This is a genomic window from Hyphomicrobium nitrativorans NL23 (assembly GCF_000503895.1).
Lineage (GTDB): Bacteria > Pseudomonadota > Alphaproteobacteria > Rhizobiales > Hyphomicrobiaceae > Hyphomicrobium_C > Hyphomicrobium_C nitrativorans.
Genome location: NC_022997.1, coordinates 1,546,773 through 1,571,776 on the forward strand (window position 1 = coordinate 1,546,773; position 25,004 = coordinate 1,571,776).

The following is a 25,004-nucleotide window of genomic DNA, read 5'->3' on the forward strand; positions in this document are numbered from 1 at the left end:
GCACGATATGGACCTATCTTCACTCGATCTTGCGGTGCGTGTTCTGCATGTCGCGGGCGTTCTGATTTGGATCGGGCACAATTGGGCGAATGTGGTGCAGACGCCGGTGTTCCGGCGCGTGCTCCCGCATGATCCGCCGGAAGCGGTGCGCGACGTGTTCATCGCGGCGTCGAAGCGGGAGCACGGAATATTCCGGCACGCTTCGCTCGTTGTCGTGGCCACCGGCCTCTATCTGCTGTGGCGGCGCGGCGATCTCGTCGACGCCCTGCTTCTCTCCGGGCCGTCCGCCGTCATCGGATTGGGGGCGTGGATTGGCACCCTCATGGCGCTCAACCTGTGGTTCATCATGTGGCCGCATCAGAAAAAGGTGCTGGGCTTTATCGAGGCGCCGACGGAAGAGCGTCTTCGCTGCGCCCGCATCACGTTTGTCGCTTCGCGCACCAATACGGTGCTGTCGGTGGTCACGCTGATCCTCATGATCGCGGGTGCTCACGGTGGCCTCTCGTTCGGATGAAGAGGAGCCGACTTGACAGTCTATAGCTTCGCATCCGGCCCCTCGGCGCTTCCCCGCGAGGTGGTGGCCGAGTTGGCGTCGGACGTCGCCGGCTATGGCGGAAGCGAGCTTTCAGCGCTGGAGTTGCCGTTTTCGGAGGGCATGTTTTCCGACGTTCTCGCCGAGGCCGAGCGCGATTTGCGCGCGCTTCTCGGCGTTCCGCCGAATTACAGAATTCTCTTTCTTCAGGGCGGCGCATCGGCGCAGTTCGCGCTGCTTCCGATGAACCTTGCTGGCCGGGGCCGCCACTGCGAGTACGTGCTGGGTGGGCATTGGTCCCGACGGGCGGCGGCGGAGGCTTCGCGCGCCGCCGATGTCTGGGTCGTTGCGTCGGGCGATGGATGTTCTCTGCCCGATCCCAAATCGTGGCGGCGTTCGTCCGATGCCGCCTATTGTCACTACACGACAAACGAGACGGCGGATGGGCTGCAGTTTCATGCTCTGCCTGATCCGTCCGACGTTCCGCTCGTTTCCGACATGACCGCCGATCTCTTGACGCGCGTCCTCTCGGTGGAGCGCTTTGGCCTGATCTATGCCAGTGCGCAGAAGAACCTGGGCGCGGCGGGTCTGACGCTGGTGATCGTTCGCGAAGATCTGCTCGGCCGCGCACGTCAGGATATCCCGTCGCCGTTCGATTACACGCGCCAGGCTGAGGCCGGCTCCAAGATCAACACGCCGCCGACGTTCGCCGTGCTTGTCGCGCATCGGATGCTGCGTTGGCTGCGGAACAACGGCGGCGTGGCGGCGGCCGAGAACCGCAGCAAGGCAAAATGCGCGACGCTCCATGAGGTCATCGACAGCGACGACTTCTATCGTTGTCCCGCTTCGCTGCCGCATCGGTCGCGCATCAACGTGTGCTTCCGGGTTTCATCTCCTCGCGCCGAGGAGCTGTTTCTGGACGAAGCGAAAGCGAATGGGCTTGTGCATCTCAATGGCCATCGCGACGTGGGTGGGCTGCGCGCCTCGCTTTACAACGGCGTCTCCGAGGAGGCCGTCGATGCCCTCGCTGCCTTTATGACCGATTTCAAACGCCGGAGAGGATGATGACACACAGCTTGCGCGAGAAGGTTCGTCTTCATCTCTCGCCGAAACCCACAGCCGCTTCGGCAGAGGGGATTGCGGTTACCGCCATGGGCTTGCCGTTCCCCAACCCTCTCGGGCTGGCTGCCGGCTTCGACCGGACTGGGGAACTCCTGCCGTCTCTGCTCACGCGCGGGTTCGGTCATGTCGAGGTCGGCACGATCACACCGTTGACAGGACACGCCGGGGCGCTCGGGCGCAGTGCGCGGCCTATGCACGTCGGCATCAACATCGGCAGCGATCGGCCGGGGCTCGATGAGCGTGTCATCGCGGACTATGTGTCCATGCTGGAGTGGGCTTCGAAGACCGGAGACTACGTCGTCGCGAATTTGACGGCTTCCGGATTGCATCGCGACGGGAATACCGCAGGGATCGAAACGCTCGTGCGCCGCCTTGCCGTGACACGCGGCGTGTGCGAGGCGATGTGCGGGCGGCGCGTGCCCCTCCTGCTCAAGATCGATGCTGGCGATCGCCACGCACCTTTTCCCGCAGTAGTGATGGCGGCGCGTTTGCACGGTCTGGACGGGATCGTTCTGGTATCGGATTGTGTCGATCGGATTCGTGCGGTCTCAGAGTACCTGGACGGACGCGCGGTGATTTCAGTCGGCGGTGTGAGAACGGCGGACGACGTGAGGGGGCGCCTTGCGGCGGGCGCGTCGCTCGTTCAGGTCCACCGTGCGTTCGCTGACGGCGGCCCGGCACGCATCCGGCGTATTCTGAGAGACCTCGCAGCGAGGATCTGAACGGCGCGCTATGTTGCTCAGCGAAGCCCTCTCATTCCGCGAAGACGAGCGGGCTCTGGGCGGCCTCCCCAGCGAGATGATCGGCAACGAGTTCCGCCAAAGCGGGCGCGAGAAGAAACCCGTGACGATAGAGTCCGTTTACGCTGATGTGGCGGCCGTTTGTCACGATGCGCGGCACGTTGTCCGGGAATGCGGGGCGAATGCCGGCGTCGAGAGCGACGATGCGTGCGTCTCCGAAACCGGGATGGAGCGCGAGAACCGCCGCGAGCAGGTCCATCGCCGAGCGCAGTGTAATCGGCCCTTGCTCCTCGCTCTCGATCACGGTGGCGCCAATCATGTACGTCCCCATGTCCCACGGAACGAGATAGAGCGGGGAGCGGGGGTGGAGCAACCGGATGGGCCGCGTCAAGGCAACGTTTGGCGTTTGCACGACGATTCGTTCGCCGCGAACGCCGCGAAGCGATGCGATATCGCGGCTCGCGTCCATGCCGCGGCAGTCGATCACATAGTCGGCATCGTCATCCGACCAGGTTTGCCCGAAAGTCACGCGGCCGCCGAGGCGACGGATCGTTCGAAGCAGATAAGCGGCTGCGGCGCTCGGCTCGACGTGGGCCTCCTCCGCGTAGAAGAGGCCTGCGTTGAAGCGGTCCGCGAGATCGGGTTCGAGCTTCGCCAGCACCTCGCTATTGACGGGCTGGTATCCCTCCGTCAAACGCGAGAAGCGAACGAGCTCGCTGTGCTCGCCTGGAGGCGCCAAGACCAGCGTCCCGTTGCTGATCACGCCCGGAAACGTCGCGCGCCAGATGTCGAGCGCGCGCAGACCGAGGTCCTGGATCAGCGCTGGGCCTGTTGCGCGCTCACAAAACGGGGCGAGCATCGCGCCAGCCGAGGCGCTGGCCGAGCGCCGGAACAAGGTCTGGGACTGCTCTACGAGATGGACGTCATGCCCGCGAAAGGCCAGCATATAGGCTTGCCACAATCCGACGATACCGGCACCGACGACAGTTACGGAAGGCGGCTTCGGCGTGTTGGGCCCCTTATCCGATGACATAGGTCGCTCCATTCGTGCCGTGCACGAAGCCGTTCGAGAATACGGCGTCGGGCGCCAATGCGCGCAGGAGCCTCATGGCGTGCGCGGGCTCGCGTGCTCCGTCGAGCGTGTCCCGAAAGATGTTGGACACGGCAACCATGTCGAAGGTGTGGGGCGAAAGGCGTAGGGCCTTGACGCCGCAATGGGCCAGGAGAGGTGCATCGACGACGAGGTTGCAATACGATTGCGAGAGCGTCTGCACGCCGTTGATTGCGAGAAACTCCTCGCCATCCGACGTGTCGACGGGAAGGCCGTCGAGATCTTTCTCGCAGACGAACTGACACGAATCCTTGGTCCGTCCATGCAGGCGCGCGTGATAGCAGCGGGCCGAAATGGCGAGCGGCACCCTTCCGAATGCCCATAATTCGACAGTCGCCTGCGGTACGGCCGCGGCGATGGCTGCGATCGACGACGTGGGAAGCTCCGGCGGCAGGGCAATGCGGGCCGCACCCCTTTCGGCAAGAAACCGAGCGGCGGCTTCGTTGTACACGTTGATGAGGGGGCCGATGGCGTGTGGACGGCCCGCGAGGTGGGGAAGGATGGAGACGTCGTTGGCCTCCACCATCTGCGAGGCTTCCGCAAGCGTTGCGCCGTAGCGGAGTTCCCGCTGTAGCGTAGGGAGCGCGAGGGAGCTCAAGATCACAGTTTTCCCGCCGCGCTCAAGGCGCTCGATCACTTCGGGAAGCACGTCCGAAAAAAACGGCTGGCGCTTCGAGCACACAACCTCGCCCACGCAAACGGTATCGACGGGCGCCTCGTCGGCAATCCGCGCGTAGAAGTCGCGCCAATGATCGGCCGGCCAGTTGAAGAGAACCGGGCCGAGCGTCAGCGACATGTGTTGCGTTTCGCTCATCGCCACGTCTTCTCGTAAGCGCCGCCGGTGACGTTCTGCCCTTCCGTGAGGGGGGCAAGCGAATCGAGAGGCAGCGGGCCCGCCGTTTCCAGTGCGTCCACCGACCTTCGAAACGCGCTGACGACGGCCTTGATGTAGGCGCGGCTGCGTTGCCGGCCTTCGATCTTGATCGCGGTTACGCCGGCTGCTGCGAGCGCGGGCAGGAGCGTTCTGACGTCGAGGCTTACCGGCTCCTCGAAGAGATGCCCTTCTCCGATTGCCGTCTTGAAGCGTCCCTTGCAAAGCGTGGGATAGCCGACCGGCTGATCCGGAGCGGAGCGGTCGATGGTGAAGTCTCCGAGCCGCGATACGAGCGTTCCATCGTCGTTGCGATAGCTCACGTGGCTAGCCGGTGAGCAGACGCCGTTCATGTTCGGCGATTTTCCGGTGGCGTACGACGACAACGAACAGCGCCCCTCGGTCATCACGCAGAGGCCGCCGAACGCGAATGTCTCGGTCTCGCAGCGTGCGTGACGCGTGACGGCGGCGATTTCATCGATCGTGAGGACGCGAGGCAGGACGGCGCGCTTCACGCCGAAGGTGTCTACGTAGAAATTTATGGCATCCGCGCTGGCCGCTGCGGCTTGCACCGAAAGATGGAGCCTCAGATTTGAATGGTGCTTTGCCGCGTAATCCAAAAGCCCGAGGTCGGCCAGGATCACGGCATGTGCGCCAAGCGCGGCGGCATCGTCGACGGCGTGGCGCCAGGGGCCGGGATCTCCTGCGCGTGCATATGTGTTGATGGCTATGAGGAGCTTTGCGCCGCGGCTGCGCGCGTAGGCGACGGCAGCCCCCATCTCCTCGCGGCTGAAGTTGAGGCCGGGAAAATTCCGGGCGTTCGTCTCGTCGCGAAAGCCGCAGTAGACGGCGTCGGCGCCAGCTTCGATGGCGGTGCGCAGGGCGGATGGCGTTCCGGCAGGGCAGACGAGTTCGAGAGGTCTTCTTTTCGTCGCCGTCACTGGGCTTCCTCCCTGCGATCCGCTGCGCTCTCTCCCATGATGCGGGCAAGCGCCGTCGCGATGCGGCGGCCGGCGAGTGCGAGCGGCACGGCGGGCCGGCCCATCGACGCGGCCGCTTCGCTCAAGAGATCGATGTCGGCGTCGTCGATGGCGTTGCGCAGGGCCAGGACCGCCTCCATGTCTCCCTCAATCGAAAGGTCGCGCGAGAAGAACAGGGCATCGCCGTCGAATGCGCCGTCCACGAGCCCCATAAGCGCGAACAGCGGGCCGGAAATGGTGGCGTCGACGGAAGGGAGACTGCGTGCTCGCTCGATCTTGAGCGCGATGCTTGCGTTCCCCGTTTGCAAGACGATGACAAACGGCACGTCGGTTGGAGCGATGGCGATGCGACGGGGTTTGTCGGCGCCGATCCTGTCGACGAGCGCGGGATGACGCGCGAGAATTCCTGCGAGCAAGTGCCTGAGGGCAATTTCCAAAGGAGCCACCGGCAACGGATCGAGGAGGCGTGCGACTGCGCTGGGGACGCGGACAATCCGTTGCGATGCAGCCGATGCCATGGCTTCCTCTTTTCCGCCGTTCTGGAGCCTGGACATCCGATCCGCAGATGCGCGTGATGCTCGATACGCGATGCAGGCTTGCTGACGGTTGCTTGCCGCGCGGGGCGCGGTTCTTCCGAACATCCAGGAGAAACCCGCCTCCTCAGGCGTCCCCCGGTCTGCGATCTCGTCGAGACCAGCGCGACAAGCGTTCCGAATCTAGCTGTGTCGCAAATGCGGATCTTGACCGAGGTTAAGTTGCGCCGAGGCACGGGCGCTTAGTGCATGAGGCATGCGGGATCTGCCGACATTTCGCGACCTTCGCGCCTTTCTTTGCCACCTCGATGCCGGGGGCTCGATGACGCGCGTGCGGGAGCCGGTTTCTGTCGTGCATGACATGACGGAGGTGCACAGGCGCGTTCTTGCGGAGGGCGGGCCGGCCCTGTTGTTCGAGCGCCCGATCCTCGGCGACGGCACGCCATCGCAGGTTCCTGTCCTCACCAATCTGTTTGGAACGGGTGCACGAGTCGCTTCCGGCTTCGGCGTCGACTATCGGCGAGTCTCCGAGCTCGGTGCGCTGCTCGCCGCGCTGCGGGAGCCCGAGCCGATCAATGGCATCCGCGACGCGCTGGAGCGGTGGCCGTTGATCAAGGCGGCGCTCTCCATGGCGCCCGCCTTCGTGAGACAGCCTGCCGTGCAGCAGCGTGTGTTCACCGGCGCGGACATCGCGCTCGACAGGCTTCCGGTCCAGACGTGCTGGACCGGCGAGCCCGCGCCGCTCATGACATGGCCGCTCGTGCTGACGCGCCCGCCGGACGACGAAGCTGTTTCCCGCTACAATATGGGCGTCTATCGTATGCAGGTGCTCGGCCGCGACCGCGCCATTATGAGGTGGCTCGCGCATCGCGGCGGGGCGGCGCATCATCGGGCGTGGATCGATCAAGGGCGCGATATGCCTGTCGCGGTCGTGATCGGTGCCGATCCTGCGACCATTCTTTCCGCCGTGCTGCCGCTGCCGGAAAACCTTTCGGAGCTGCGCTTCTCCGGTCTCCTTCGGGGGGAACGGCCGAGGCTCGCACGGTGCGTGACCGTACCGATGATGGTTCCGGCGGATGCGGAGATCGTGATCGAGGGATTCGTTTCGGCTCACGAGACTGCGCCCGAAGGACCGTTCGGAGATCACACGGGTTACTACAACGCGGTGGAGCGGTTCCCATCGTTTCGCGTCACGGCGATCACCACGCGCGCCGATCCGATCTATCTCTCGACCTACACGGGGCGCCCGCCGGATGAGCCGTCGGTGATCGGGGAGGTGCTCAATACGCTGTTCGTCCCGATCCTGCGGCGTGAGATACCTGAGGTTGTCGATTGCTGGTTGCCGCCCGAGGCGTGCTCTTACCGCATGGCGGTCGTTTCGATCCGGAAGCGCTATCCGGGTCAGGCGCGGCGCGTGATGATGGCGCTGTGGGGGCTCTTGATGCAGTTTTCCTACACAAAGATCGTCATTGTCGTCGACGAGGATATCGATGTGAGGCGCTGGGACGATATCGCCTGGGCGCTCTCGACGCGGATGGATCCGTCTCGCGATCTGATGACGATCGATCGCACACCGATCGACTATCTGGACTTCGCGTCGCCCATATCCGGGCTCGGCGGGAAGCTTGGCATCGATGCGACGACGAAGATCGGAACCGAGACGGATCGGGAATGGGGCCGCACGCTCGCCATGGACCCCGATGTCGTTGCGCGCGTGGATGCGATGTGGCCGGCGCTGGGGCTTGGCGATGTGAAGCCCGGAGCACGCCCATGACCTCTCCCAAGCGCGTCGTTCTCGGGGTCAGCGGTGCGTCGGGCGGCGGCGTCGCTCTCAGCATCGCCGCGCTTCTTGCCGCCAAACCGGATGTGGATCTGCATCTCGTCGTCTCGCAAGCCGCGGAGCGAACGCTTGCCCATGAAGTCGGGCCGAATGCGCTCGGTGCGCTCGAAGCGCTGGCGGCGCATCGTCATGCGGTGAGCGACATCGGTGCTGTGATCGCGAGCGGATCGTTCGAGACGGCCGGTATGATCGTCGCGCCGTGCTCGATGCGGACGACGGCCGCGATCGCGGCCGGACTTTCCGACACTTTGCTCACGCGCGCGGCCGACGTGCATCTGAAGGAGCGGCGCAGGCTTGTGCTCGTGGTGCGGGAAAGTCCGCTCCATCTCGGACATTTGCGTGCGATGGCGGCGGTGACGGAGTATGGCGCCATCGTCGCGCCGGCCGTACCCGCCTTCTATCTCGCGCCCGCTTCGGTCGATGATGTCATCGAGCAGATCGCTCGGCGCGCGATCGATCTCTTGCGGCTCGACATGCCCGCGCAGGCTGCCGCGTGGACGGGTTTGTCTCCCGATTGAGCACGCGGCCTGAGCCTTTCGCGTCAGGGTGCGGGGGTGGCGGGCGCCCGTTTTAACCAGTAGCCCGCGCCGCCCACGACCTGGTGGGCCGCCAGTGTCGTGCGGACGCCTCCGAGGCGATCCGTTTCCCCGCGCCACCACCGTCCCAGTTGGCGCAGGAGATCACCTGGCATGTCGAAGTTGCGCCAGGACTGCGTTTCGGACAGAGCTGCCGAAATGTGCGCCCAGGTAAACTTGTACTCGACGAAGTAGGACATGTTGCCCGAGCGGAATTCGATGCCGGCGAGCAGTTGCGCGGCGGGACCGGCGAATTGGTATTCGTTCGTGCGGCGGCTTTCTTCCTCGCCCGGGAACCACACCTCCACATGAGGAAGCGCGAAGCCTCCGCCGATTCCGATATACGGCCGGATCTGAGGCGTGACGGCGGCCAACCGCATGATGGGTGTGAACAGCAGAACATTGTGACCGTGCGTGAATTCGAGGCGCGTGAAGACGTCGGTCAGCTTCGCGCGGGACGGTGCCGGATTGCCCTTTATCGTTCCTTCGAGGTCGACCTCATCGATCACAGGGTTCGGAATGCGGCGGCCGTGCGCGCCTCTGCCGAGCCGAGACACGGCTTTGTTGTGCAGAAAATCGATCATGAACCCGAACGTGTGGGGTCCGGTGACGGCGCGGACGCCTCCATCGATGGGAAATTTGAGCGCGTCGCCGTCCCAGCCCAACCCCTTGGCCATCAAGTCCGTACCGTCGGGCCGGGTTAGGTGGACGTCGCTGCGATGATAAAATGGCTGCGCGAGGTAGCCGGCGATCAACGTTTCGCGCTCTGCTGCTCCACCATGTGCCGGAATGGACGATAAGGCTTTCCCATGTGTTTGCGCCTCTCTCACATCCTCCCCGCCCGGTGCGGCGGACAAGACGCCGTTCACGGCCATCGCAGCGAGAAGAAAGGCGGTCGCGATGGACGACATCCGTTCGACGAGGCCGCTTTTTGCCCAGACCGGTGTTGTCGGGAGAGACGGGCCTGCGTCGGGGCCTACGGTTCGCTGAAGAATGGGAACGCGCATGGTCGGCAATCCTCCGCCTCGTTGGGCTCAGGATCGACGGATGCGGCTTTCCCTGGCGCGCGTCATAATGCTCGATCCGATGTGTGACGTATTCGAGTATGAACGGCAGGGGCCTTTGCGATCTTGAGCGATGTCAAGGATTTTCGACCGCCCCTCGTTGCGCGTCTCCGATGGGCGGCCCTTGACCGGGGTCAAGCGCGGGCTATTGATGTGCTCTCGCGGTTTTCCCCGTGCGCCCCCGCATAGCGGATCGCACCCTGCCTCTCCGGACAGAACGACAATGGATGCTTCAGACTGGCGGATCGTGCGTTCGACGCCTCTTCTCGGCGCTGTGTCGCAGGAGGTCGCGCAATCGCTCGTCGGCAACCAGCCCATCAGCGTCTACCAGAAGGGGCACACGCTGTTTCAGCAGGGCGAGGCGGCGGACGCCTTCTTCGTCGTGCTCGGCGGCTGGGTGAAGCTCTACCGCGTCACGCCCGACGGCAACGAAGCGGTGGTCGGCGTCTACCGGCGCGGAGAGACGTTTGCGGAGGCTGCGATGTTTCTCGGCGGGCGCTATCCCGTAAGCGCGGAAGTGGTGACGGATGCGCGGCTCGTGCGCGTGGACGGGCAGCGGCTGCGCCAGCGCATTCTCGATCAGCCCGAGCTTGCGCTCTCGATGCTGGCGTCGGCATCCTATCACCTGAAGGCGCTGGTCGAGCAGATCGAGCACATCAAACTCCTGTCTGCGCCGCAGCGCGTGGCGGAGTTCCTGGTGCGCCTTTCGCCGGTGCGAGAAGGCGGGGCTGCAATCGAGCTTCCGTACGAGAAGGCGCTGCTCGCCAACCGGCTCGGCATGAAGCCCGAAAGCCTGTCGCGGGCGCTCGCGAAGCTGCGTCCGCTCGGCGTCAGCGTCGATCGCGAGCAGATCTCGATTGTGGACGTGGCGCTGCTCGCGAAGTTCGTCGAGTCGAGCGACCGCGGAGAGGAAGGGTTCTAAGCGCGCGGGGGATGCGCACCCTGCATCCGGGTTGACCGCGGTTAAGCGGCGCCGCTTCGGCAAGATCTACAGTGCGACATATTGGACCCGCGAGAGCAGGGAGACGCGCGATGGGCAGCCCCTCGGGCGGCCGCATATGCGCGAACAGATCATGCCATCCTCCGTCCGCTATTCCACGTCCAGCCTGCCGCCACCTGAGGCGCGGCCCAGCTTCGATGCTTTTTTTTCCTACGGCTTCAGGCCATTTTTTCTCGGTGCGGCCGTCTACGCCGTGTTCGCGATGCTGCTTTGGCTCGGCTGGATCGCCTCGGTCGCGCTCGGTTGGCCGCAGGGCTGGCTCCCTATCGCGGGATCGCCGTTTGCGTGGCACGCGCATGAGATCGTGTTCGGCTTTGCCACCGCGGCGATCGGCGGGTTTCTGCTGACGGCGGTGCCGAATTGGACGGGCGCGCTTCCGCTTTCGGGGACACCGCTCGTCGTGCTTTTCGCCGTCTGGCTGTTGGGACGCCTCGCGATGGGGCTTTCGGCCCTCGTTCCCTATCCGCTGGTGATGATCGCGGATGGTGCTTTTCTTCCGCTCCTCGGCGGTTTCGCCGCGCTGCAGCTGTTCACCCGTCCGGCGGCGCGCAATCTGGTCTTCCTCGCCATGATCGTGGCCATGATGATCTGCAACATCGTTTCGCACCTTGGAAACGGGGGCTATCTGGACGTCGATCCCATGGCCGCCATTCGGCCTGCCATGCTGATCGTCATCGTGATGATTGCCGTCATCGGCGGGCGTATCATTCCCGCTTTCACCCACAACTGGCTGAACGGGCAACGGCCGCCCGTTCCGATGCCGCGCCGCATTCTCTGGCTGGATATGACGGCGCTCGTCTCTCTGGTGGTCTTCGTCCTCTTCGATACTCTGGCTGCCGGTTGGGCGTTGGTCGGCTCAGCGGCACTGGTTGCGGCTATTGCGAACGGTGGGCGGCTCGTGCTCTGGCGGGGCTTTGCGACGCGCGCCGAGCCCATCGTCTGGGTGCTGCATCTCGGTTATGCGTGGATCGTGATCGGTTTGCTGCTGGCCGCACTCTCGGCCTTCACGAACGAGATTCCGGCTGCTGTCGTCTCGCACGCGTTCGGAACGGGCGCCATCGGGACGATGATCCTGGCTGTGATGAGCCGGGCCTCTCTGGGGCATACGGGGCGCCGGCTCGTTGCGCCGCCCGCGATCGTTGCGACCTATCATCTGGTGACGCTCGCGGCCCTGCTGCGCGTGATTGCGCCGCTGCTTCCGGCTCAGTCCTATTCGCCGATACTTTTGGCGGCGGGTCTCGCGTGGGCGGCCTCCTTCCTGCTTTTTGCGTTCGTCTATGCGCCCATCCTGACGACGCCGCGCGTGCATATGAAGCTGTCGTCCCGCTGACAATTTGTCTCTAGCCGGGCCTGTGCGAGGGCGTGGAAATCCCCCGCACTCTTGACGAAAAGCAAGAGTGCTCGTGCAGGTTGACGCCAAGGTTCGTCATCCATGTCCCTCGGTGGGAGGCACGCAGACATGCGCGAAGTTATGACGAAAACGATGGCCCGCAACATCTTCTACGGCGGGTCGCTCTTCTTTATTTTGATCTTCGTGGGCCTTACGGCGCACAGTCACTACTACATCGTAACAAAATCGACGGCATCGATGCCGCTGACGGACTCCGTCGCGCGCGGCAAGCGCGTGTGGGAGATCAACGCTTGCATCAACTGCCATACGCTTCACGGAGAGGGCGCTTATTTCGCCCCTGAGGTCGGTAACGTCATGACGCGCTGGGGCGTGCTCGATTCTCCCGACGACGCCTTCCAGGCGCTCAAGGGGTGGATCGAAGCGCAGCCTACGGGCATCCCGGGCCGCCGGCAGATGCCGCGTTTCCACCTCTCCGACGAGGACATCCGGGCGCTTTCCGATTTTCTGATCTGGGCAGACAAGACCGACAGACAGGGCTGGCCCCCGAACGACGCCGGCTGATCGCGGACGCACGGAGAATACGACGATGAAATATCAAACACAGAAGATCGCCTACGCTTACTTTCTTGCGGCCATCGCGCTGTTTATCGTTCAGGTCTCGGGCGGGCTGTTGGCCGGATGGATTTACATCTCGCCAAATACTCTGTCCGAGATCCTGCCCTTCAACATCGTGCGCATGCTGCATACGAACGCTCTGATCGTATGGCTCCTGCTCGGCTTCTTCGGAGCCGCTTACTTCATCATTCCCGAGGAATCCGAGCGTGAGATTTATTCGCCGAAGATCGCCTACTGGCAGCTTGCGATCCTCCTGATCGGCACGCTTGGCGCAGTCGTCACCTACGTGTTCGATCTGTTCCACGACAACATCCTGCTCGGCAAGGACGGTCGCGAGTTCCTGGAGCAGCCGCTTTGGGTCAAAATCGGTATCGTCGTGGCTGCGCTGATGTTCCTCTACAACATCTCGATGACGGTTCTCTCCGGCAAGAAGACAGCGATTTCGAGCGTGCTGATCATCGGCCTTTGGGGACTGGCGCTGCTGTTCCTGTTCGCCTTCTACAACCCGCATAACCTCAGCCTCGACAAGATGTACTGGTGGTACGTCGTGCATCTGTGGGTCGAGGGCGTGTGGGAGCTGATCATGGCGTCCATTCTCGCCTATCTCATGCTGAAGCTCACTGGAGTGGATCGGGAGATCGTCGAGAAGTGGCTTTATGTCATCGTCGGCACGGCGCTGTTCTCGGGCATTCTCGGCACGGGCCACCACTACTACTGGATCGGTGCGCCGGCTTACTGGCAGTGGATCGGCTCGATCTTCTCGTCGTTCGAGGTCGTTCCGTTCTTCCTGATGGTGGTGTTCGCCTTCGTCATGGTGTGGAAGGGGCGGCGTGAGCATCCGAACAAGGCGGCGCTCCTGTGGTCTCTCGGCTGTGCGGTGCTTGCGTTCTTCGGTGCCGGCGTGTGGGGCTTCCTGCATACGCTGCACGGCGTGAACTTCTACACGCACGGTACGCAGATCACGGCGGCGCATGGGCATCTGGCGTTCTTCGGCGCTTACGTTGCGCTTAACCTCGCCATCTTCACCTATGCCTTCCCGATGCTGCGCAACCGCGACCCTTACAACCAGGTGCTCAACATGGTGAGCTTCTGGCTGATGGCGGGCGGCATGTGCTTCATGACCTTCGTGCTGACGTTCGCTGGCACCATCCAGACGCATCTCCAGCGCGTCATGGGGCAGTACTACATGGAAGTGCAGGATCAGATCATCCTGTTCCACTACATGCGCTTCGGAGCGGGCGTGGCCGTGGTTCTGGGCGCCATCCTCTTCGTGGTCGCAATCCTGCTGCCGCGCCGTGAGGTGGTCGAGCCCGGCCCGCTCGCAAAGCAGCAGCTCTCGGCAGCGGAGTAAATCGCGATGCAGGCTGTTCAACTGTCGGAGGAGGGGACTTCGGTCCCCTTCTATCTCTCGCAAGGAGACGAGTGCGAGATCTTTCGCGCAGCGTACAACAACCAGATGCCGCTGCTTCTCAAAGGGCCGACGGGGTGCGGAAAAACCCGCTTCGTCGCCCATATGGCAGCGAGCCTCGGCCGGCCGCTCTATACGGTTGCTTGCCACGACGACCTTTCGGCCGCGGATCTCATCGGCCGCTTCCTGCTCAAGGGCGGCGAGACCGAATGGGTCGACGGCCCCCTGACGCGCGCCGTGCGGGAAGGCGCGATCTGTTATCTCGACGAGGTGGTGGAAGCGCGCAAAGACGTCGCCGTCGTGCTGCATCCGTTGACCGACGACCGGCGCATGTTGCCGATCGAGCGAACCGGCGAAGTGCTTGAGGCGGGGCCGCAGTTCATGCTCGTCGCCTCCTACAACCCCGGCTACCAGAACATTCTGAAGTCGCTCAAGCCCTCGACGCGCCAGCGCTTCCTCGCCGTTGATTTCGACTTTCCGGCCGCCGCGCAGGAAGTCGAGATCGTCGTTGCGGAAAGCGGTCTCGGGACTGATCGCGTCGCGCCACTCGTGCGATTGGCCGGAAAGCTCCGGGCGCTTAAGGGGCAGGATCTTGAGGAAGGCGTTTCGACGCGCCTCGTCGTCTATTGCGCGAGCCTCATTCAAGGTGGAATGCCTATTCCGCGCGCGGTCGAGGCGGCTCTGATCGAGCCGCTGAGCGACGATGCGGACATCAAGCAGGGGCTTCGCGATCTCGTCGCAACGGTCTACGGGTAGGCGTGTCGGCATGGCCGCAATCGACTTCGAGCCTTGGGAGCCGGAGGAAAGCGTCGGCAAGCTGTGGCATTCGTTTGTCCAGACGCTCGACGCTCCGGGCGCGTTCGAAGATGCGGCGGCGACGCTCGAAGAAACACGGGGACGGCTTGGCGTTCTCTTTCGGGGTCTCGGCGGCGCGCGCGACGTCGAGATAAAGGTCGCGAAGCCCGAGGTCTCTCCGCATCGTCTGTCGTGGCAGCGCGCGATGGGGCAGGGTGCCGAGCGGCTCGCCGTCACGAGCTTCGACGGCGAAACGCTGCGTCTTCCGGAGCGCATTTCGGTGTTCGCCGAGCGCGAGGCAAACGTCGCCCTCTATGTCTGGCTCGCGGCTTCTACGGTGTTTTCGCATTGTCCAGCTGCAGAAACCGACCCACTTCGGGCCGATATCCGTGCGCTACAGGCGGCGCAACGGATGACGCGCGATACGCTTGGGGAATGTCCGGGCCTCAAGCGGGCTTACGCCGCACTTGCCGTCGAGATCCGCGCGTGCCGTCCCGAGCGGCGTCTCCCTGAGGTGGAGACCGCGGTCGAGCTGGCTATTCAGCATCTGCTCGGCGCCGGGCCTCCGAAGAACGCTCTGGCCGCGACGATTTCGGCTGCGGTGCGAAGCCAGGCCGAAGATCTTTCCGCATTCGTTGCGCCCAGAGGATACAAGCCGTTTCTTCCCGTCCAGCTTTGGCCGGATCTGCGGCCGTTGGCCCAGCGGGTGCAGCCCGTTCGCGAGGACGGGCCGCACGAGGAGGGCGATACGCCTCCCAACGCGGAGCCCGGCACGTTCAAAGGCACGCGCAAGCCGTCGGATCAGGCCACGCGTAAGGACAGCCTCATCCTGCACAAATTCGAGGCCATTCTTTCGTGGGCGGAGCTTCTCAACATCAATCGCCGCATCGACGACGACGACGAAGAGAACGCGCGCAAGGCCACGGACGACCAGGACGAAATCGGCCTTGCGAATGTTCCGCAGCGTGCGAAGACACGCTTGAGATTGCACCTCGATCTCTCGCCGGAAGACGTCGAGTTCGAGCAGCTTGCGGGGCAACACGTCTATCCGGAATGGGATCACAGGCGGAAAACGTATCTACCGGATTATTGCCGCGTGCTCGCGGGCAAGGCGACGCCGCCGCCCGCTCGCGAGGGGGAGGTGGTCGAGACGCTGGACGATGCGCGCTCACGCCGGCGGATTCGTAGTGTGCGCCGGCAATTCGAGACGCTTCGGCCGAAGCGTGTGCAGCTTACGCGACAGGTCGAAGGGCACGACATCGATATCGAGGCCGCGGTGGAAGCACGCGTCGATCTCGTGACGACGGGCGAGCATTCCGACCGCGTCTATCTCGCAACGCGTACTCAGGAACGCGATCTTGCCGTCTCCATCCTGCTCGATGCGTCACGTTCGACGGAAGCCTATGTGGCTGGGCGGCAGGTCATCGATATTGCGCGCGAAGCGCTGATCGCGCTGGCGTGGGGGCTCGACGCCTGCGGCGACGATACGGCCATCGACACGTTCTCCTCGTTGCGGCGCGATCGCGTGTTTCTTCATAGCTACAAGAGTTTCGACGAGCCGATGAGCTCGGCCATCGAAGCCCGCATTGCAGGGCTTCGGCCGGGATATTACACGCGGCTCGGCACGGCCATCCGGCATGTCTCCACCCAGCTCGCGGAGCGGCCGCGGCAGCGCCGTCTGCTGCTTGTTCTGACCGACGGAAAGCCGAACGACACAGACCATTACGAAGGCCGATACGGAATAGAAGACACGCACATGGCGGTGCGGGAGGCACGGCGGCGGGGGCAGTCGGTGTTCGGGGTCACCATCGATACCAAATCGCAGGCGACGTTCAGCCGGATTTTTGGCAAGGGCGGATATGTGGTGATCCCGGACCCAGAGAAACTCGTCGCGGCGTTGCCGCACCTCTATCGCCACCTGGTCAGCGGATGAACCACGGGACACGCACGGGGCCACAAAGGGCCAGCTCCGACGTTCTCTCGGAGCTTCCGGGCGAACTCATGATGTGGGTGCTGATCGCGAGCGAGATCCTCGTGTTCGGCGCGGCGCTCATGGCTTTTCTCGCTGTGCGCGTGAGCGATCCTGCGGGGTTTGCGGCCAGTCAGGCGCTGCTCGACCAAACCGCGGCGGCCGTCAACACGCTCGTGCTCGTGACGAGCGGGCTCTGTGCGGCAGCGGCCGTGCGCGCGCGAGAAGCCGGGTCTCGTAACGTGGCGCGCCGCTGGCTGTTCGTGGCCGGCGGGCTTGGCATCGTATTTCTCGTCATCAAAGGGTTCGAGTATGCGAGCAAGGCGTCGCTCGGGATCGGTATCGATACCAACCCGTTTTTCATGTTCTATTTTCTGATCACGGGATTTCATGCGCTGCATGTCGTGGCGGGGGTCGTGCTCCTCGCGGTCGTGGCGTGGGCGGACAGCGTGCGCAACATGGAAGCGGCGGTGGCCTTCTGGCACCTCGTCGATCTCGTCTGGGTGCTGCTCTTTCCGATCGTCTACGTGCTGAGGTGACGCCATGCCGACGCGCGAACTCGTTCATGCCTGGCTGGCGCTGCTGCTTCTGAGTTACGGGACCGTTCTCATCGCCTCGAACGGCACGCAGGGGTCGGCTTGGATGGCTGGTGGTGTTCTGGTGCTGGCCGGCCTCAAGGCGCGGGTGATTTTGGCGCGGTATCTCGGGCTTTCGGCTTCGCGGTTCTGGATGCGCGTGTTCGATCTCGTGATCGGGATTTTTCTGGCCGCGGCCTATGCGCTCTATCTGTTTGGCTCTGGGAGGTGAGGATGTCGGACCGTCACGGTAACCTTTCCGGCAACGTCGAGGCGCCTCCTGTTCCTCGCGGGCTTCTCGCGTTCTGTTTTGCGCTGATGGGGCCCGCTTTCGCCATCAACTCGGCGTTCGTCGCCCTCGCCATCCCGGCCATGGCGCCCTACGGCGTGCAGGGCCTGGTCATCGTTGGGCTGATCGGGTCGGTGTTCGGGATTTTCCCGGCATTGTGGCTTGCGCGCCGCATCCACGAGGGCATTCGCGAGGATTAGGCGGGCGCCCCCTTCGATTGGAATGCCCCGATAGGCGTGGACGGGGCCCGTTCGCTTCCATCGGGCTGTTGAGCATCCGGCGCGGTCATTCTACGTGTTGGGTGCCGCCTACGCGGCTCCGCTCAACCCTGCCCGGAGGCACGGCATCCCGACATGAAGAAAATCCTCGCTCTCCTTACGCTCGTGCCGCTTGCCGGATTCGGTCTTTTCGCGGCCACGGCAGATGCCGAGCTGCCGGCGCTACAAAACGGCGACATCGTGTTCCAGAACACGACCAACGCCGCCCAGCAGGCGATCATGCTCGCGTCCGGCACCGAGTACACGCACATGGGGATCGTCGAGATCGACGCGAAAGGCCGCGCGCAGGTGATCGAGGCCGTCGGGCCGGTGCGCGTCGTGCCGCTCGACAAATGGATCGGCAACGGCAGCGGCGGGCGCGTGACCGTGAAGCGTGTCCGCGATCTGGATGACGGCGACGCGAAGCAAGCGCTCGAACGCGCCCGCTATTACCTGGGCCGCCCGTACGATCACTACTTCTATGAAACGCGCGATCAGATCTATTGCAGCGAGCTTGTCTATGCCGCCTTCAAGGAAGGGCCGAACATCGACGTCGGCACGGTGGAGCGGATGGGCGACCTCAACATCCGGACGCCTGCCGCGCGCAAGCTGATCCAGCAACGCTGGAAATCGCATCCGCTCTGCAAGACGGAAGGCGCCCGCACCTTCGATGCTTGCTACGAACTGATCCTGGAACAAACGGTCGTGACGCCCGCCAGCATCGCGCGCGATCCGAAACTGGAGCTTGTCTACTCCAATTTCGGGTTCGGCGCGGAATAGAATAGCGGGCGGCGGCCCGATCAGTTGGCGCGTTTCGAGAACGAGACGGCGTAGGCCGGCGTTCTGGCCGGGAAGATCTGATCCTTATCGGGCCCGGCGATGCCCTTGGGCAGGTTCGTCGGATCGAACATCGTCGCGTCGCACGTTGCGTCGTCTTCGAGCGAGCCGATCTCCAGCGTGCCGAGCGGCACGGACTGGCGCTCCTCCTCCGGCCAACGCGCGGTCGGATCGTCGGTCGGGTCGCTTTCCTCACCGATGATGGCCACGAGTTCGAACTCGGCAGGCGCGTTGGCGAGCCGCGATCTCAGCTCCTCGCTATAGAAGTCTGCGGATTTGGCTGCGGCCTCCTCGTCTGTGAGCCCAACTTCCCCAGCTTTCGGCAGGAGCTTGAGCTTGACGGTCGTCGTCGTGTCTTCGGCATTGGTGAGCGTATAGGCGTGGATGGCCCAGTAATTCGTGCTCGCATAGCTCGCGGGGACCGGATGGCTCGCAATCCATGCGCCCTGGTGCGTCGTCTCTGGGTTAGCGTCGGCGAACGCCTTGATCTTTTCCGGGTTCGGCTTGCCACCCTCTCCCGGGAAGCGCGCTTCGAGAAATCCTACGACCTGAGCGGGCGTGCGCGCGAAAAACATCGGGACGGAGAGCGTGACGAAGTCGGCGCTGTCGCCGTCTCCTGCGGTTAACCGGAAGGCGAGGCCCCGTGCGCCCTTGGCCGCGTCCGAGGCCTTGGGGTTTCCGCCCCCGATCGAGAAGCGGCCGATGACGGAGGACGGTACAGAAAAGATCGCAGCCTCAGAGAGGCTGGGCGCCTCCTCGGCAGGCGTAAAACTTCCTGTGATGCAGTGGCCCTTCGCGTGGCTCGCCCGCATTTTGTGATCACCGAACACGCCGTTGAGCGCGTTGACGAGGGCTTCTCCATCGGGTTCTTCCTCCGCCGCGGCTGGCGATAGGGCCGCGACGGCCAACGTTGAGGCCAAAAAGGCTCCGGTCAATCGGTAGGTTTTCAGGTCCATATTTTCCTCCCTCGCTCTGATCGGTTACCCAAGATCCGTTCGGCGTTTGCCGGCTTGGCGGACCTGTGGCAGCTTCCGTCCCAAGATTATAAAAACAATCACGCTCTAATGGGACTTGCGTCAAGGAGCGTGCGAGGGAGGACGAGCGTGGGGCGTGCATCGACGTCTGAGACCGCCTGTGGGATTGGGGTCGCCAGTACCGCTGCTACGGCTGTCGGCGAGGCCGTGTCCGAGCTCAAGGCGGCGCTATCCGGCGATTTCCAGCACATCATCGCGTTTTTCTCGGCCGACTACGATGCAGCCGCGCTTGCAACCGCGCTCGGAGACGCGTTTCCGCAGATCGCCGTCAGCGGGTGCTCGACGGCGGGTGGGATCGGCCCCGAGGGCCTCATGGAAAGCGGGGTGCTTCTGATCGCGTTTCCGCGCGATGGATTTCGTATCCATACCGGCGTGATCGAGGATGTGGGCGCGTTCAGCGTCGAGCGGGCAAGCGAGATCGTGCGTGGGCTCAAGGCGCAGGTCGGCCTCAACAGCGACAGTCCCATCGCGGAGCGCGTGTTCGGCGTTATGCTGGTAGACGGGCTTTCCAACGCGGAAGAGCCGTTGCTTGCCGCCGTGCATTGGGCATGCGGCGACATGCAGCTCATCGGCGGTTCGGCGGGCGACGGGCTCTCCTTCGACGGCACGTCGCTCATTCACGAAGGCCGCTTGCTGGATCGTGCGGCGATCCTGATGATGATCGAGAGCGACTTTCCGTTCCGCATCTTCAAAACTTCGAATTTCGAACCAACGGACATCAAGCTTGTGGTGACGGCCGCGGATACCGAGACGCGGACCGTTCACGAACTCAACGCCGAGCCTGCCGCACGCGAATATGCGTCCGCAATCGGGCTGATGCTGGACGACCTCGGGCCCTTCAGCTTCGCGTCCTATCCTTTGGTCGTCAAAGTCGGTGGCGACTATTATTGCCGCTCGATCCGCAACATGAATCCGGATGGCAGTCTCTCGTTCTTTTGCGCCATAGACGAAGGTCTCGTATTCACGGTGGCCCGGCCGGAGGATATGCTGAGCGCAACCGCCAGAACTCTCGCAGATCTGGATCGAAGTCTCGGAGGCGTCGACCTGGTGCTCGGCTTCGATTGCGTCCTGAGGCGGCTCGATGCCCAGAACCGGCAGATCCGCAGGAAGATGGAGGATCTTTACAGGAGCTACGGTGTCGTGGGCTTTCACACTTACGGCGAGCAGCTCAACGCGATGCACCTCAATCAGACGTTGACGGGTGTCGCTTTCGGAGCGCGGCGAGGTGCCGGGTGACACAGCCAAACCAAACCGTGGCAGACCCGTCGGGATCGGATGTGCGCGACTTGGACGCCCGTGACAGGACGATCGCCGAACTTGAACGGCAAAATCGCAAACTCGCAAAAATCAACGCGGCGCTCATGCAGCGTGTCGAGCGATCCATGGATTATCAGGCGAACGCCTATTCCATGTTCCAGACTGCGATCGGGCTCGAAACCCAGGTGCGGGCGCGTACCGACGAACTCAAGGCGGCGCTCGACCGGCTCGAACGCACGAACGATGCGTTGCGCACCGCGCGCGATGCCGCCGAGCGCGCCAATCGCTTTAAGACGCGCTTTTTCACTGCCGTCGGCCACGATCTCTTGCAGCCGCTGCATGCTGCGCGCCTTTCGCTTTCGGCGCTCGCCGAGAGCGGTGTCTCTCCTTATGCGCGGCTGATCGGGCAGGTCGATCATTCGCTCTCGACGATCGAGGAACTGCTCCGCACCATCCTCGATCTCTCGAAGCTCGAATCCGGAGCGTTCCGGCCGTCGCTTCAGGCTGTCGGCATCAAGGATCTCCTGCAATCGGTCCTGCTCGACATGGCCCCCATTGCGCGCGAGAAGGGTATCGCTTTGTCAATCCGCGCGCCGGACGCCGCGGTTATCTCCGATCCGCTCATGATGCGGCGGATCCTGCAAAATCTGCTCGCAAATGCCGTACAATATACGGATGAGGGGCGCGTTCTGCTCACCGCGCGCCGGCGCGGCGGGGAGGTGCGCATCGATGTGTGGGATACCGGGCCTGGGATCGCGGCCGCCGAGCAGTCCAAGATTTTCGAAGAGTTCCAGCGCGGCGCGGCCGGCGAGCGGTCGCATGGCGGAGGTTTCGGGATCGGGCTCGCGATCATTTCGCGCATGATCGAGGCGCTGGGGCACAAAATCGAGCTGTGCTCGGAGCCCGGTCGCGGCACGCGTTTTTCCGTCTCCGTTCCCCTCGCGCCAGCCGACGCCGTCGTTGCGCGCGTGCTGACGGGTGGTGCACGCCAGGAAGCCGCGTCGCGCATTTATGGGCTGGGAGCGCTGAAAGTGCTCGTGATCGACAACGATCTTGCCGTGCGCCAGGCCATGGGTGCACTGCTGGACCGTTGGGGTTGTGAATCGCGTCTTTTCGCGGGTCTCGACGAGATCGAAACGCTGCTCGGGTCGGAGCCCGCGTTCACGCCTGACATCGTTCTGGCGGATTTCCATCTGGACGATGGGCAGTCGGGCCTTGCCGCGGTCGCGCGCTTGCGCGAGGTGCGTGGCGTTCCCATTCCGGCTGTCGTGATCACGGCCGATCATTCAACCGAAGTGTCGGATGCCGTGGGTGCCGCAGGGTGTGAAATCTTGCGTAAGCCCGTGAAGCCCGCCGAGCTTCGGGCGCTGATCACGCATCTTCTTGGGTAGATGCCGACGCATCTTTATGCGTCATCAGGACTAGGAGCGCGCGCCATCCTTGTCGTCGCGGGCGACCGCCGTTGCCAGGATGGCATCATAATCGAGGCGGGCAACTTCAATCACCGCCTGCGTGCGGGAGACCACGTTGAGCTTGCGCATGATCTCTGAGACGTGCGCCTTGACCGTCGTTTCGCCGACGCCAAGCTCGTGCGCGATCTGTTTGTTGAGCTTGCCCTGGCGCACCATCTGTAACACGCGCAGTTGCTGGCGGGTGAGGGAGGCAACGCGGGCTGCGAGATCGGTGTCGCGGGAAGGCGCATCGGCGGTCGGAGGCTCATAGCCCTTGGGTAGCACGACGAGCCCGGCCATCACGTCCTGGATCGCTTCCGAAAGGTCGGCCTTCTTGACCGACTTCGAGATGTAGCCTGCCGCGCCGCACGTCATCGCCTCATGGATGATGCGTGGGTCTTCATGGGCGGAGACCACGAGGATCGGCTGCTTCGGGCGCGCGGCGCGCAACTCGATCAGGCCATCGAAGCCGCGCGTGCCCGGCATCGAGAGATCGAGCAGCAGGAGATCGAAAGGTTCTCCGCTTTGGAGCACCTCGCGGGCGGCGGAGATGGAGGAGGCTTCGACGATCTCGGCCTCCGGATAGGCCGATTGGATCGCGACGGCGAGGGCATCGCGAAACAGGGGATGATCGTCGACGATCAAAAATCTGACCGCCATGCGTTTCGAATTCCTTGTGGCTGGTCTCGGTGGCCCGGAGAGATCTGGTTCTCCTCGGAGGGTCAGATTGGAGCGCGTCAAGGCCGCTTCGCAAGGGTAAAAAGGTCGAGGGGCGACATTTCCCCGCCGAGACGCCCAATCGGGGGGCAGCGCATGATTAATTTTGGAGCTGGCGGCCCATCGAGGCTGCAATGGTTTGAGCGGGTTACTTGTGCTCGCTTCATCCCGCGGTCCAACTTGGAAACACGGGAATGCTTGTCTATAGTGCGCTGCGCCAAGGCTAACTGGGAACCGGGTTCGGGGTGGCGAAGGTTCTGCGGGCTTGGCATCGTGTCGCGCGTTGATGAGGGGGCTTTGGGGGGATGAAGTGCAATCCTTCGCGGTGGCTTTGGGGTCTTATTCCGATCGCCATGCTGACCTGGGGGACGTTTTTTCGTGAGCGCCCCAACGTCGAGACCGATCTAACGGCGCGCGCCGAAGACGCGCTGAGCGTGGCTGGCCAATCCTGGGCCAGCGTGCGTCTCAACGGACGCGATGCCATTATCACAGGACGTGCCCAAAAGGACGGCGAGGCCAAGGCTGCTCTCGATGCCGTGCGCGCGGTTTGGGGTATTCGCACCGTTCAGCTCAAGACGGATCTTGCCGGCGCGCCGACCCCTTCGTTCGGCGTCGGTCCGGGTGCCGAGCGGGAGTTCGCGCGCGGGGTTGCGCCTAAGGCCATCGAAAACGCGGGCGTCGATGCGATCCGTCAAGCGGATGCCGAGCGCGAAGCCTTGCGTCAGGCGCAGGCGGACGCTTCGGAGCTGAAGGCACGCCAGGAGGCGGAGGCCGCGCGCGTTGCCCAAGAGGAAGCCGAGGCGCTGCGGGCAAAGGAGGCGGCAGCGGTCGAGCTTGCCGCTCGCGAAGCCGAGGAAAAAGCGCGCCGAGAGGCTGAAGCTGCCGCCGCGCAACGCGCGCGCGACATGACGCAGGCTGCGCTGAAAGCGCAACGCGACGCGGAAGCCGCGGAGTTGCAGGCTCAGAGAGCGGCCGAAGAGAAAGCCGCTCGCGAGGAGGCTATCGCCGCACGCGATGTGGCCGACGCCGATGCCCAGATCAAAGCCAAGCAGGAGGCCGATGCGGCCGCTGCCCGACGGGCGCAGCGAGCGACGCAGGCGGCGCTTGAGGCCCAGCGGGAAGCGGAGGCGGGTGCGGCCGCCGTAGCGCCGTCCCAAGAGGATGCCGAACAGAAGGCCCGGCTCGAAGCGCTGGGCCGAGAGGCCGATCGACTGCGTGCCGAAGCCGAGGCGACAGCGAAGCGGAAAGCCCAGGAGGATGCTGAGCAGAAGGCCCGCCTAGAGGCTCTGGCGCGGGAGGCCGATCGGCTTCGCGCGGAGGCGGCCGCAAAGGCGGCTGCCGACAAAGCCCGCCAGGAGGCGGAAGCGGCTGCTGCTGAGGAGACCGCGCGTCGGCAGGCTGAGGCTGCGGCTGAGACGGCTCGCCAAGAAGCCGAAGCCGCTGCGGCCGCCGATAAAGCGCGCCAGGAAGCTGAAGCTGCCGCCGCAAAGAAAGCGCGGGAAGAGGCCGAGCGCGCCGCCCGTAAGACGACCGAGGAAACGAAGGCCTGCGAGAAGCGTCTCGCCGATGCTGCTCAACGGGGCGTTATCCTGTTCGACTGGGCGAGTGACGAGATCGACCGCAAGAGCGCGCGCACGATTGGCCGTCTCGCGGAGATCATCGTTTCGTGTCCGGGTTCGCGCGTCGAAGTGGAGGGGCATACCGATGCCGAGGGTATCCCCGAGCGCAACCAGCCGCTCTCGGAGCGGCGTGCCCAAGCAGTTGTCGACGGTCTGGTGGCAGCAGGTGTGCCCGCCGAGCGCCTGACCTCGGTCGGTTATGCCGCGGAGCGGCCGGTCGCCACCAACGACACGCAGGCGGGCCGGGCCAAGAACCGGCGTATCGAGTTCAGGGTGTTTATTGATTGAGCCCGCGACGGGGCCATAGCCGGGGGAGCGTGAGATGGAATACCTGGTCGTAAAATTGTTCTGGTATCTGGCGGCGGCGTTCGCCATCGGGCTGGTCGTGGGATGGATCAGCTGCGGTCGGGTCGAAGACTGAGCCGGGCCTCTCGGCGCGGTCTTTGAAAGGGAGTTGGGGCG

At 64.1% G+C, this 25,004-nt stretch carries 25 protein-coding genes; 18 read left to right on the forward strand and 7 right to left on the reverse strand.

The window, feature by feature from the left end:
- The first annotated feature begins 7 nt into the window (after positions 1–7).
- From W911_RS07120 to W911_RS07130, 3 genes are read left to right on the forward strand one after another with little or no spacing between them, the layout of a single operon-like run.
- Positions 8–514 carry a urate hydroxylase PuuD gene (locus tag W911_RS07120; RefSeq protein WP_023786860.1) on the forward strand — a complete coding sequence of 169 codons (507 nt, stop codon included), beginning with the start codon at positions 8–10 and terminating at the stop codon, positions 512–514.
- A 12-nt stretch (positions 515–526) separates the two neighbouring features.
- Positions 527–1,597, forward strand: a complete 1,071-nt coding sequence (gene serC / locus W911_RS07125; protein ID WP_023786861.1) for a 3-phosphoserine/phosphohydroxythreonine transaminase — start codon at positions 527–529, stop codon at positions 1,595–1,597.
- Positions 1,597–2,376 carry a beta/alpha barrel domain-containing protein gene (locus W911_RS07130; protein WP_023786862.1) on the forward strand — a complete coding sequence of 260 codons (780 nt, stop codon included), beginning with the start codon at positions 1,597–1,599 and terminating at the stop codon, positions 2,374–2,376. Before serC ends, W911_RS07130 begins: the two co-directional genes overlap by 1 nt.
- Before the next feature lie 31 nt (positions 2,377–2,407).
- Here the strand turns inward: W911_RS07130 and W911_RS07135 are convergent, their stop codons facing one another.
- From W911_RS07135 to ubiT, 4 genes are read right to left on the reverse strand one after another with little or no spacing between them, the layout of a single operon-like run.
- A complete protein-coding gene (locus tag W911_RS07135; protein ID WP_023786863.1) occupies positions 2,408–3,427 on the reverse strand; it encodes an FAD-dependent oxidoreductase in 1,020 nt (339 codons plus the stop codon).
- Entirely contained in the window at positions 3,414–4,301 is an 888-nt protein-coding gene (gene ubiV, locus W911_RS07140) for a ubiquinone anaerobic biosynthesis protein UbiV (protein ID WP_041317846.1), read from the reverse strand. Before ubiV ends, W911_RS07135 begins: the two co-directional genes overlap by 14 nt.
- Before the next feature lie 14 nt (positions 4,302–4,315).
- Positions 4,316–5,317 carry a ubiquinone anaerobic biosynthesis protein UbiU gene (gene ubiU / locus W911_RS07145; RefSeq protein WP_023786865.1) on the reverse strand — a complete coding sequence of 334 codons (1,002 nt, stop codon included), beginning with the start codon at positions 5,315–5,317 and terminating at the stop codon, positions 4,316–4,318.
- On the reverse strand, positions 5,314–5,874 hold the full coding sequence (ubiT, locus tag W911_RS07150) for a ubiquinone anaerobic biosynthesis accessory factor UbiT (RefSeq protein WP_158412843.1): 561 nt from the start codon (positions 5,872–5,874) through the stop codon (positions 5,314–5,316). Before ubiT ends, ubiU begins: the two co-directional genes overlap by 4 nt.
- 271 nt (positions 5,875–6,145) lie before the next feature.
- Between ubiT and W911_RS07155 the strand changes: the two genes are divergently transcribed.
- Positions 6,146–7,663: a UbiD family decarboxylase gene (locus W911_RS07155; protein WP_023786867.1), complete on the forward strand. Its 1,518-nt coding sequence runs from the start codon at positions 6,146–6,148 to the stop codon at positions 7,661–7,663.
- Entirely contained in the window at positions 7,660–8,247 is a 588-nt protein-coding gene (locus W911_RS07160; RefSeq protein ID WP_023786868.1) for a UbiX family flavin prenyltransferase, read from the forward strand. Before W911_RS07155 ends, W911_RS07160 begins: the two co-directional genes overlap by 4 nt.
- A gap of 23 nt (positions 8,248–8,270) precedes the next feature.
- On the opposite strand, the gene W911_RS07165 is transcribed toward W911_RS07160, so the two are convergent.
- Positions 8,271–9,311: a hypothetical protein gene (locus W911_RS07165; protein ID WP_023786869.1), complete on the reverse strand. Its 1,041-nt coding sequence runs from the start codon at positions 9,309–9,311 to the stop codon at positions 8,271–8,273.
- Positions 9,312–9,591: 280 nt separating this feature from the next.
- On the opposite strand from W911_RS07165, the gene W911_RS07170 reads away from it, so the two are divergent.
- The 10 genes from W911_RS07170 to W911_RS07215 all read left to right on the forward strand — a co-directional run bounded on the left by W911_RS07170 (position 9,592) and on the right by W911_RS07215 (position 18,407).
- On the forward strand, positions 9,592–10,290 hold the full coding sequence (locus W911_RS07170) for a Crp/Fnr family transcriptional regulator (RefSeq protein WP_023786870.1): 699 nt from the start codon (positions 9,592–9,594) through the stop codon (positions 10,288–10,290).
- Between the two features lie 136 nt (positions 10,291–10,426).
- Positions 10,427–11,698, forward strand: a complete 1,272-nt coding sequence (locus W911_RS07175) for an NnrS family protein (RefSeq protein WP_023786871.1) — start codon at positions 10,427–10,429, stop codon at positions 11,696–11,698.
- A 129-nt stretch (positions 11,699–11,827) separates the two neighbouring features.
- Positions 11,828–12,280 (forward strand): c-type cytochrome, encoded by a 453-nt coding sequence (locus tag W911_RS07180; RefSeq protein WP_023786872.1) that lies wholly within the window; start codon positions 11,828–11,830, stop codon positions 12,278–12,280.
- 25 nt (positions 12,281–12,305) lie between these two features.
- Positions 12,306–13,685 carry a cbb3-type cytochrome c oxidase subunit I gene (locus W911_RS07185; RefSeq protein ID WP_023786873.1) on the forward strand — a complete coding sequence of 460 codons (1,380 nt, stop codon included), beginning with the start codon at positions 12,306–12,308 and terminating at the stop codon, positions 13,683–13,685.
- A 6-nt stretch (positions 13,686–13,691) separates the two neighbouring features.
- Positions 13,692–14,498, forward strand: coding sequence for a CbbQ/NirQ/NorQ/GpvN family protein (locus W911_RS07190; protein ID WP_023786874.1), 807 nt, complete (start codon positions 13,692–13,694; stop codon positions 14,496–14,498).
- 10 nt (positions 14,499–14,508) lie between these two features.
- Complete coding sequence (locus tag W911_RS07195) at positions 14,509–16,470, forward strand: nitric oxide reductase activation protein NorD (RefSeq protein ID WP_023786875.1); 1,962 nt, start codon at positions 14,509–14,511, stop codon at positions 16,468–16,470.
- Entirely contained in the window at positions 16,467–17,045 is a 579-nt protein-coding gene (locus W911_RS07200; protein WP_023786876.1) for a cytochrome c oxidase subunit 3, read from the forward strand. The genes W911_RS07195 and W911_RS07200 overlap by 4 nt, the downstream gene beginning before the upstream one ends.
- Before the next feature lie 4 nt (positions 17,046–17,049).
- Complete coding sequence (locus W911_RS18555) at positions 17,050–17,313, forward strand: hypothetical protein (RefSeq protein ID WP_023786877.1); 264 nt, start codon at positions 17,050–17,052, stop codon at positions 17,311–17,313.
- Between the two features lie 2 nt (positions 17,314–17,315).
- Entirely contained in the window at positions 17,316–17,570 is a 255-nt protein-coding gene (locus W911_RS07210; RefSeq protein WP_023786878.1) for a hypothetical protein, read from the forward strand.
- Between the two features lie 153 nt (positions 17,571–17,723).
- The gene (locus W911_RS07215) at positions 17,724–18,407 is read left to right on the forward strand and encodes a YiiX/YebB-like N1pC/P60 family cysteine hydrolase (RefSeq protein WP_023786879.1); all 684 of its coding nucleotides are present in this window, start codon (positions 17,724–17,726) and stop codon (positions 18,405–18,407) included.
- A 20-nt stretch (positions 18,408–18,427) separates the two neighbouring features.
- On the opposite strand, the gene W911_RS07220 is transcribed toward W911_RS07215, so the two are convergent.
- Complete coding sequence (locus W911_RS07220) at positions 18,428–19,420, reverse strand: catalase family peroxidase (RefSeq protein WP_023786880.1); 993 nt, start codon at positions 19,418–19,420, stop codon at positions 18,428–18,430.
- Between the two features lie 225 nt (positions 19,421–19,645).
- Between W911_RS07220 and W911_RS07225 the strand changes: the two genes are divergently transcribed.
- A complete protein-coding gene (locus W911_RS07225) occupies positions 19,646–20,734 on the forward strand; it encodes an FIST N-terminal domain-containing protein (RefSeq protein ID WP_244438628.1) in 1,089 nt (362 codons plus the stop codon).
- Positions 20,731–22,146, forward strand: coding sequence for a hybrid sensor histidine kinase/response regulator (locus W911_RS07230; protein WP_023786882.1), 1,416 nt, complete (start codon positions 20,731–20,733; stop codon positions 22,144–22,146). The genes W911_RS07225 and W911_RS07230 overlap by 4 nt, the downstream gene beginning before the upstream one ends.
- A gap of 30 nt (positions 22,147–22,176) precedes the next feature.
- Here the strand turns inward: W911_RS07230 and W911_RS07235 are convergent, their stop codons facing one another.
- Complete coding sequence (locus W911_RS07235; RefSeq protein ID WP_023786883.1) at positions 22,177–22,866, reverse strand: response regulator; 690 nt, start codon at positions 22,864–22,866, stop codon at positions 22,177–22,179.
- A gap of 362 nt (positions 22,867–23,228) precedes the next feature.
- Here W911_RS07235 and W911_RS18725 point away from each other — a divergent pair, with 362 nt between their 5' ends.
- Complete coding sequence (locus tag W911_RS18725; protein ID WP_023786884.1) at positions 23,229–24,830, forward strand: OmpA family protein; 1,602 nt, start codon at positions 23,229–23,231, stop codon at positions 24,828–24,830.
- Positions 24,831–25,004: the final 174 nt, after the last annotated feature.

What these genes read in the sequence shown, in the direction of transcription:
- W911_RS07130 (WP_023786862.1), top strand. Translation starts at nt 1,597, where the DNA reads ATGACACACAGCTTGCGCGAGAAGGTTCGTCTTCATCTCTCGCCGAAA.
- W911_RS07195 (WP_023786875.1), top strand. Translation starts at nt 14,509, where the DNA reads ATGGCCGCAATCGACTTCGAGCCTTGGGAGCCGGAGGAAAGCGTCGGC.
- ubiT (WP_158412843.1), bottom strand. Translation starts at nt 5,874, where the DNA reads ATGGCATCGGCTGCATCGCAACGGATTGTCCGCGTCCCCAGCGCAGTC.
- W911_RS07170 (WP_023786870.1), top strand. Translation starts at nt 9,592, where the DNA reads ATGGATGCTTCAGACTGGCGGATCGTGCGTTCGACGCCTCTTCTCGGC.
- W911_RS07175 (WP_023786871.1), top strand. Translation starts at nt 10,427, where the DNA reads ATGCGCGAACAGATCATGCCATCCTCCGTCCGCTATTCCACGTCCAGC.
- W911_RS07220 (WP_023786880.1), bottom strand. Translation starts at nt 19,420, where the DNA reads ATGGACCTGAAAACCTACCGATTGACCGGAGCCTTTTTGGCCTCAACG.
- W911_RS07120 (WP_023786860.1), top strand. Translation starts at nt 8, where the DNA reads ATGGACCTATCTTCACTCGATCTTGCGGTGCGTGTTCTGCATGTCGCG.
- ubiV (WP_041317846.1), bottom strand. Translation starts at nt 4,301, where the DNA reads ATGTCGCTGACGCTCGGCCCGGTTCTCTTCAACTGGCCGGCCGATCAT.
- W911_RS18725 (WP_023786884.1), top strand. Translation starts at nt 23,229, where the DNA reads ATGAAGTGCAATCCTTCGCGGTGGCTTTGGGGTCTTATTCCGATCGCC.
- W911_RS07160 (WP_023786868.1), top strand. Translation starts at nt 7,660, where the DNA reads ATGACCTCTCCCAAGCGCGTCGTTCTCGGGGTCAGCGGTGCGTCGGGC.
- W911_RS07155 (WP_023786867.1), top strand. Translation starts at nt 6,146, where the DNA reads ATGCGGGATCTGCCGACATTTCGCGACCTTCGCGCCTTTCTTTGCCAC.
- W911_RS07200 (WP_023786876.1), top strand. Translation starts at nt 16,467, where the DNA reads ATGAACCACGGGACACGCACGGGGCCACAAAGGGCCAGCTCCGACGTT.
- W911_RS07190 (WP_023786874.1), top strand. Translation starts at nt 13,692, where the DNA reads ATGCAGGCTGTTCAACTGTCGGAGGAGGGGACTTCGGTCCCCTTCTAT.
- W911_RS07165 (WP_023786869.1), bottom strand. Translation starts at nt 9,311, where the DNA reads ATGCGCGTTCCCATTCTTCAGCGAACCGTAGGCCCCGACGCAGGCCCG.
- W911_RS07235 (WP_023786883.1), bottom strand. Translation starts at nt 22,866, where the DNA reads ATGGCGGTCAGATTTTTGATCGTCGACGATCATCCCCTGTTTCGCGAT.
- W911_RS07185 (WP_023786873.1), top strand. Translation starts at nt 12,306, where the DNA reads ATGAAATATCAAACACAGAAGATCGCCTACGCTTACTTTCTTGCGGCC.
- W911_RS07135 (WP_023786863.1), bottom strand. Translation starts at nt 3,427, where the DNA reads ATGTCATCGGATAAGGGGCCCAACACGCCGAAGCCGCCTTCCGTAACT.
- W911_RS07215 (WP_023786879.1), top strand. Translation starts at nt 17,724, where the DNA reads ATGAAGAAAATCCTCGCTCTCCTTACGCTCGTGCCGCTTGCCGGATTC.
- W911_RS07210 (WP_023786878.1), top strand. Translation starts at nt 17,316, where the DNA reads ATGTCGGACCGTCACGGTAACCTTTCCGGCAACGTCGAGGCGCCTCCT.
- W911_RS07180 (WP_023786872.1), top strand. Translation starts at nt 11,828, where the DNA reads ATGCGCGAAGTTATGACGAAAACGATGGCCCGCAACATCTTCTACGGC.
- W911_RS18555 (WP_023786877.1), top strand. Translation starts at nt 17,050, where the DNA reads ATGCCGACGCGCGAACTCGTTCATGCCTGGCTGGCGCTGCTGCTTCTG.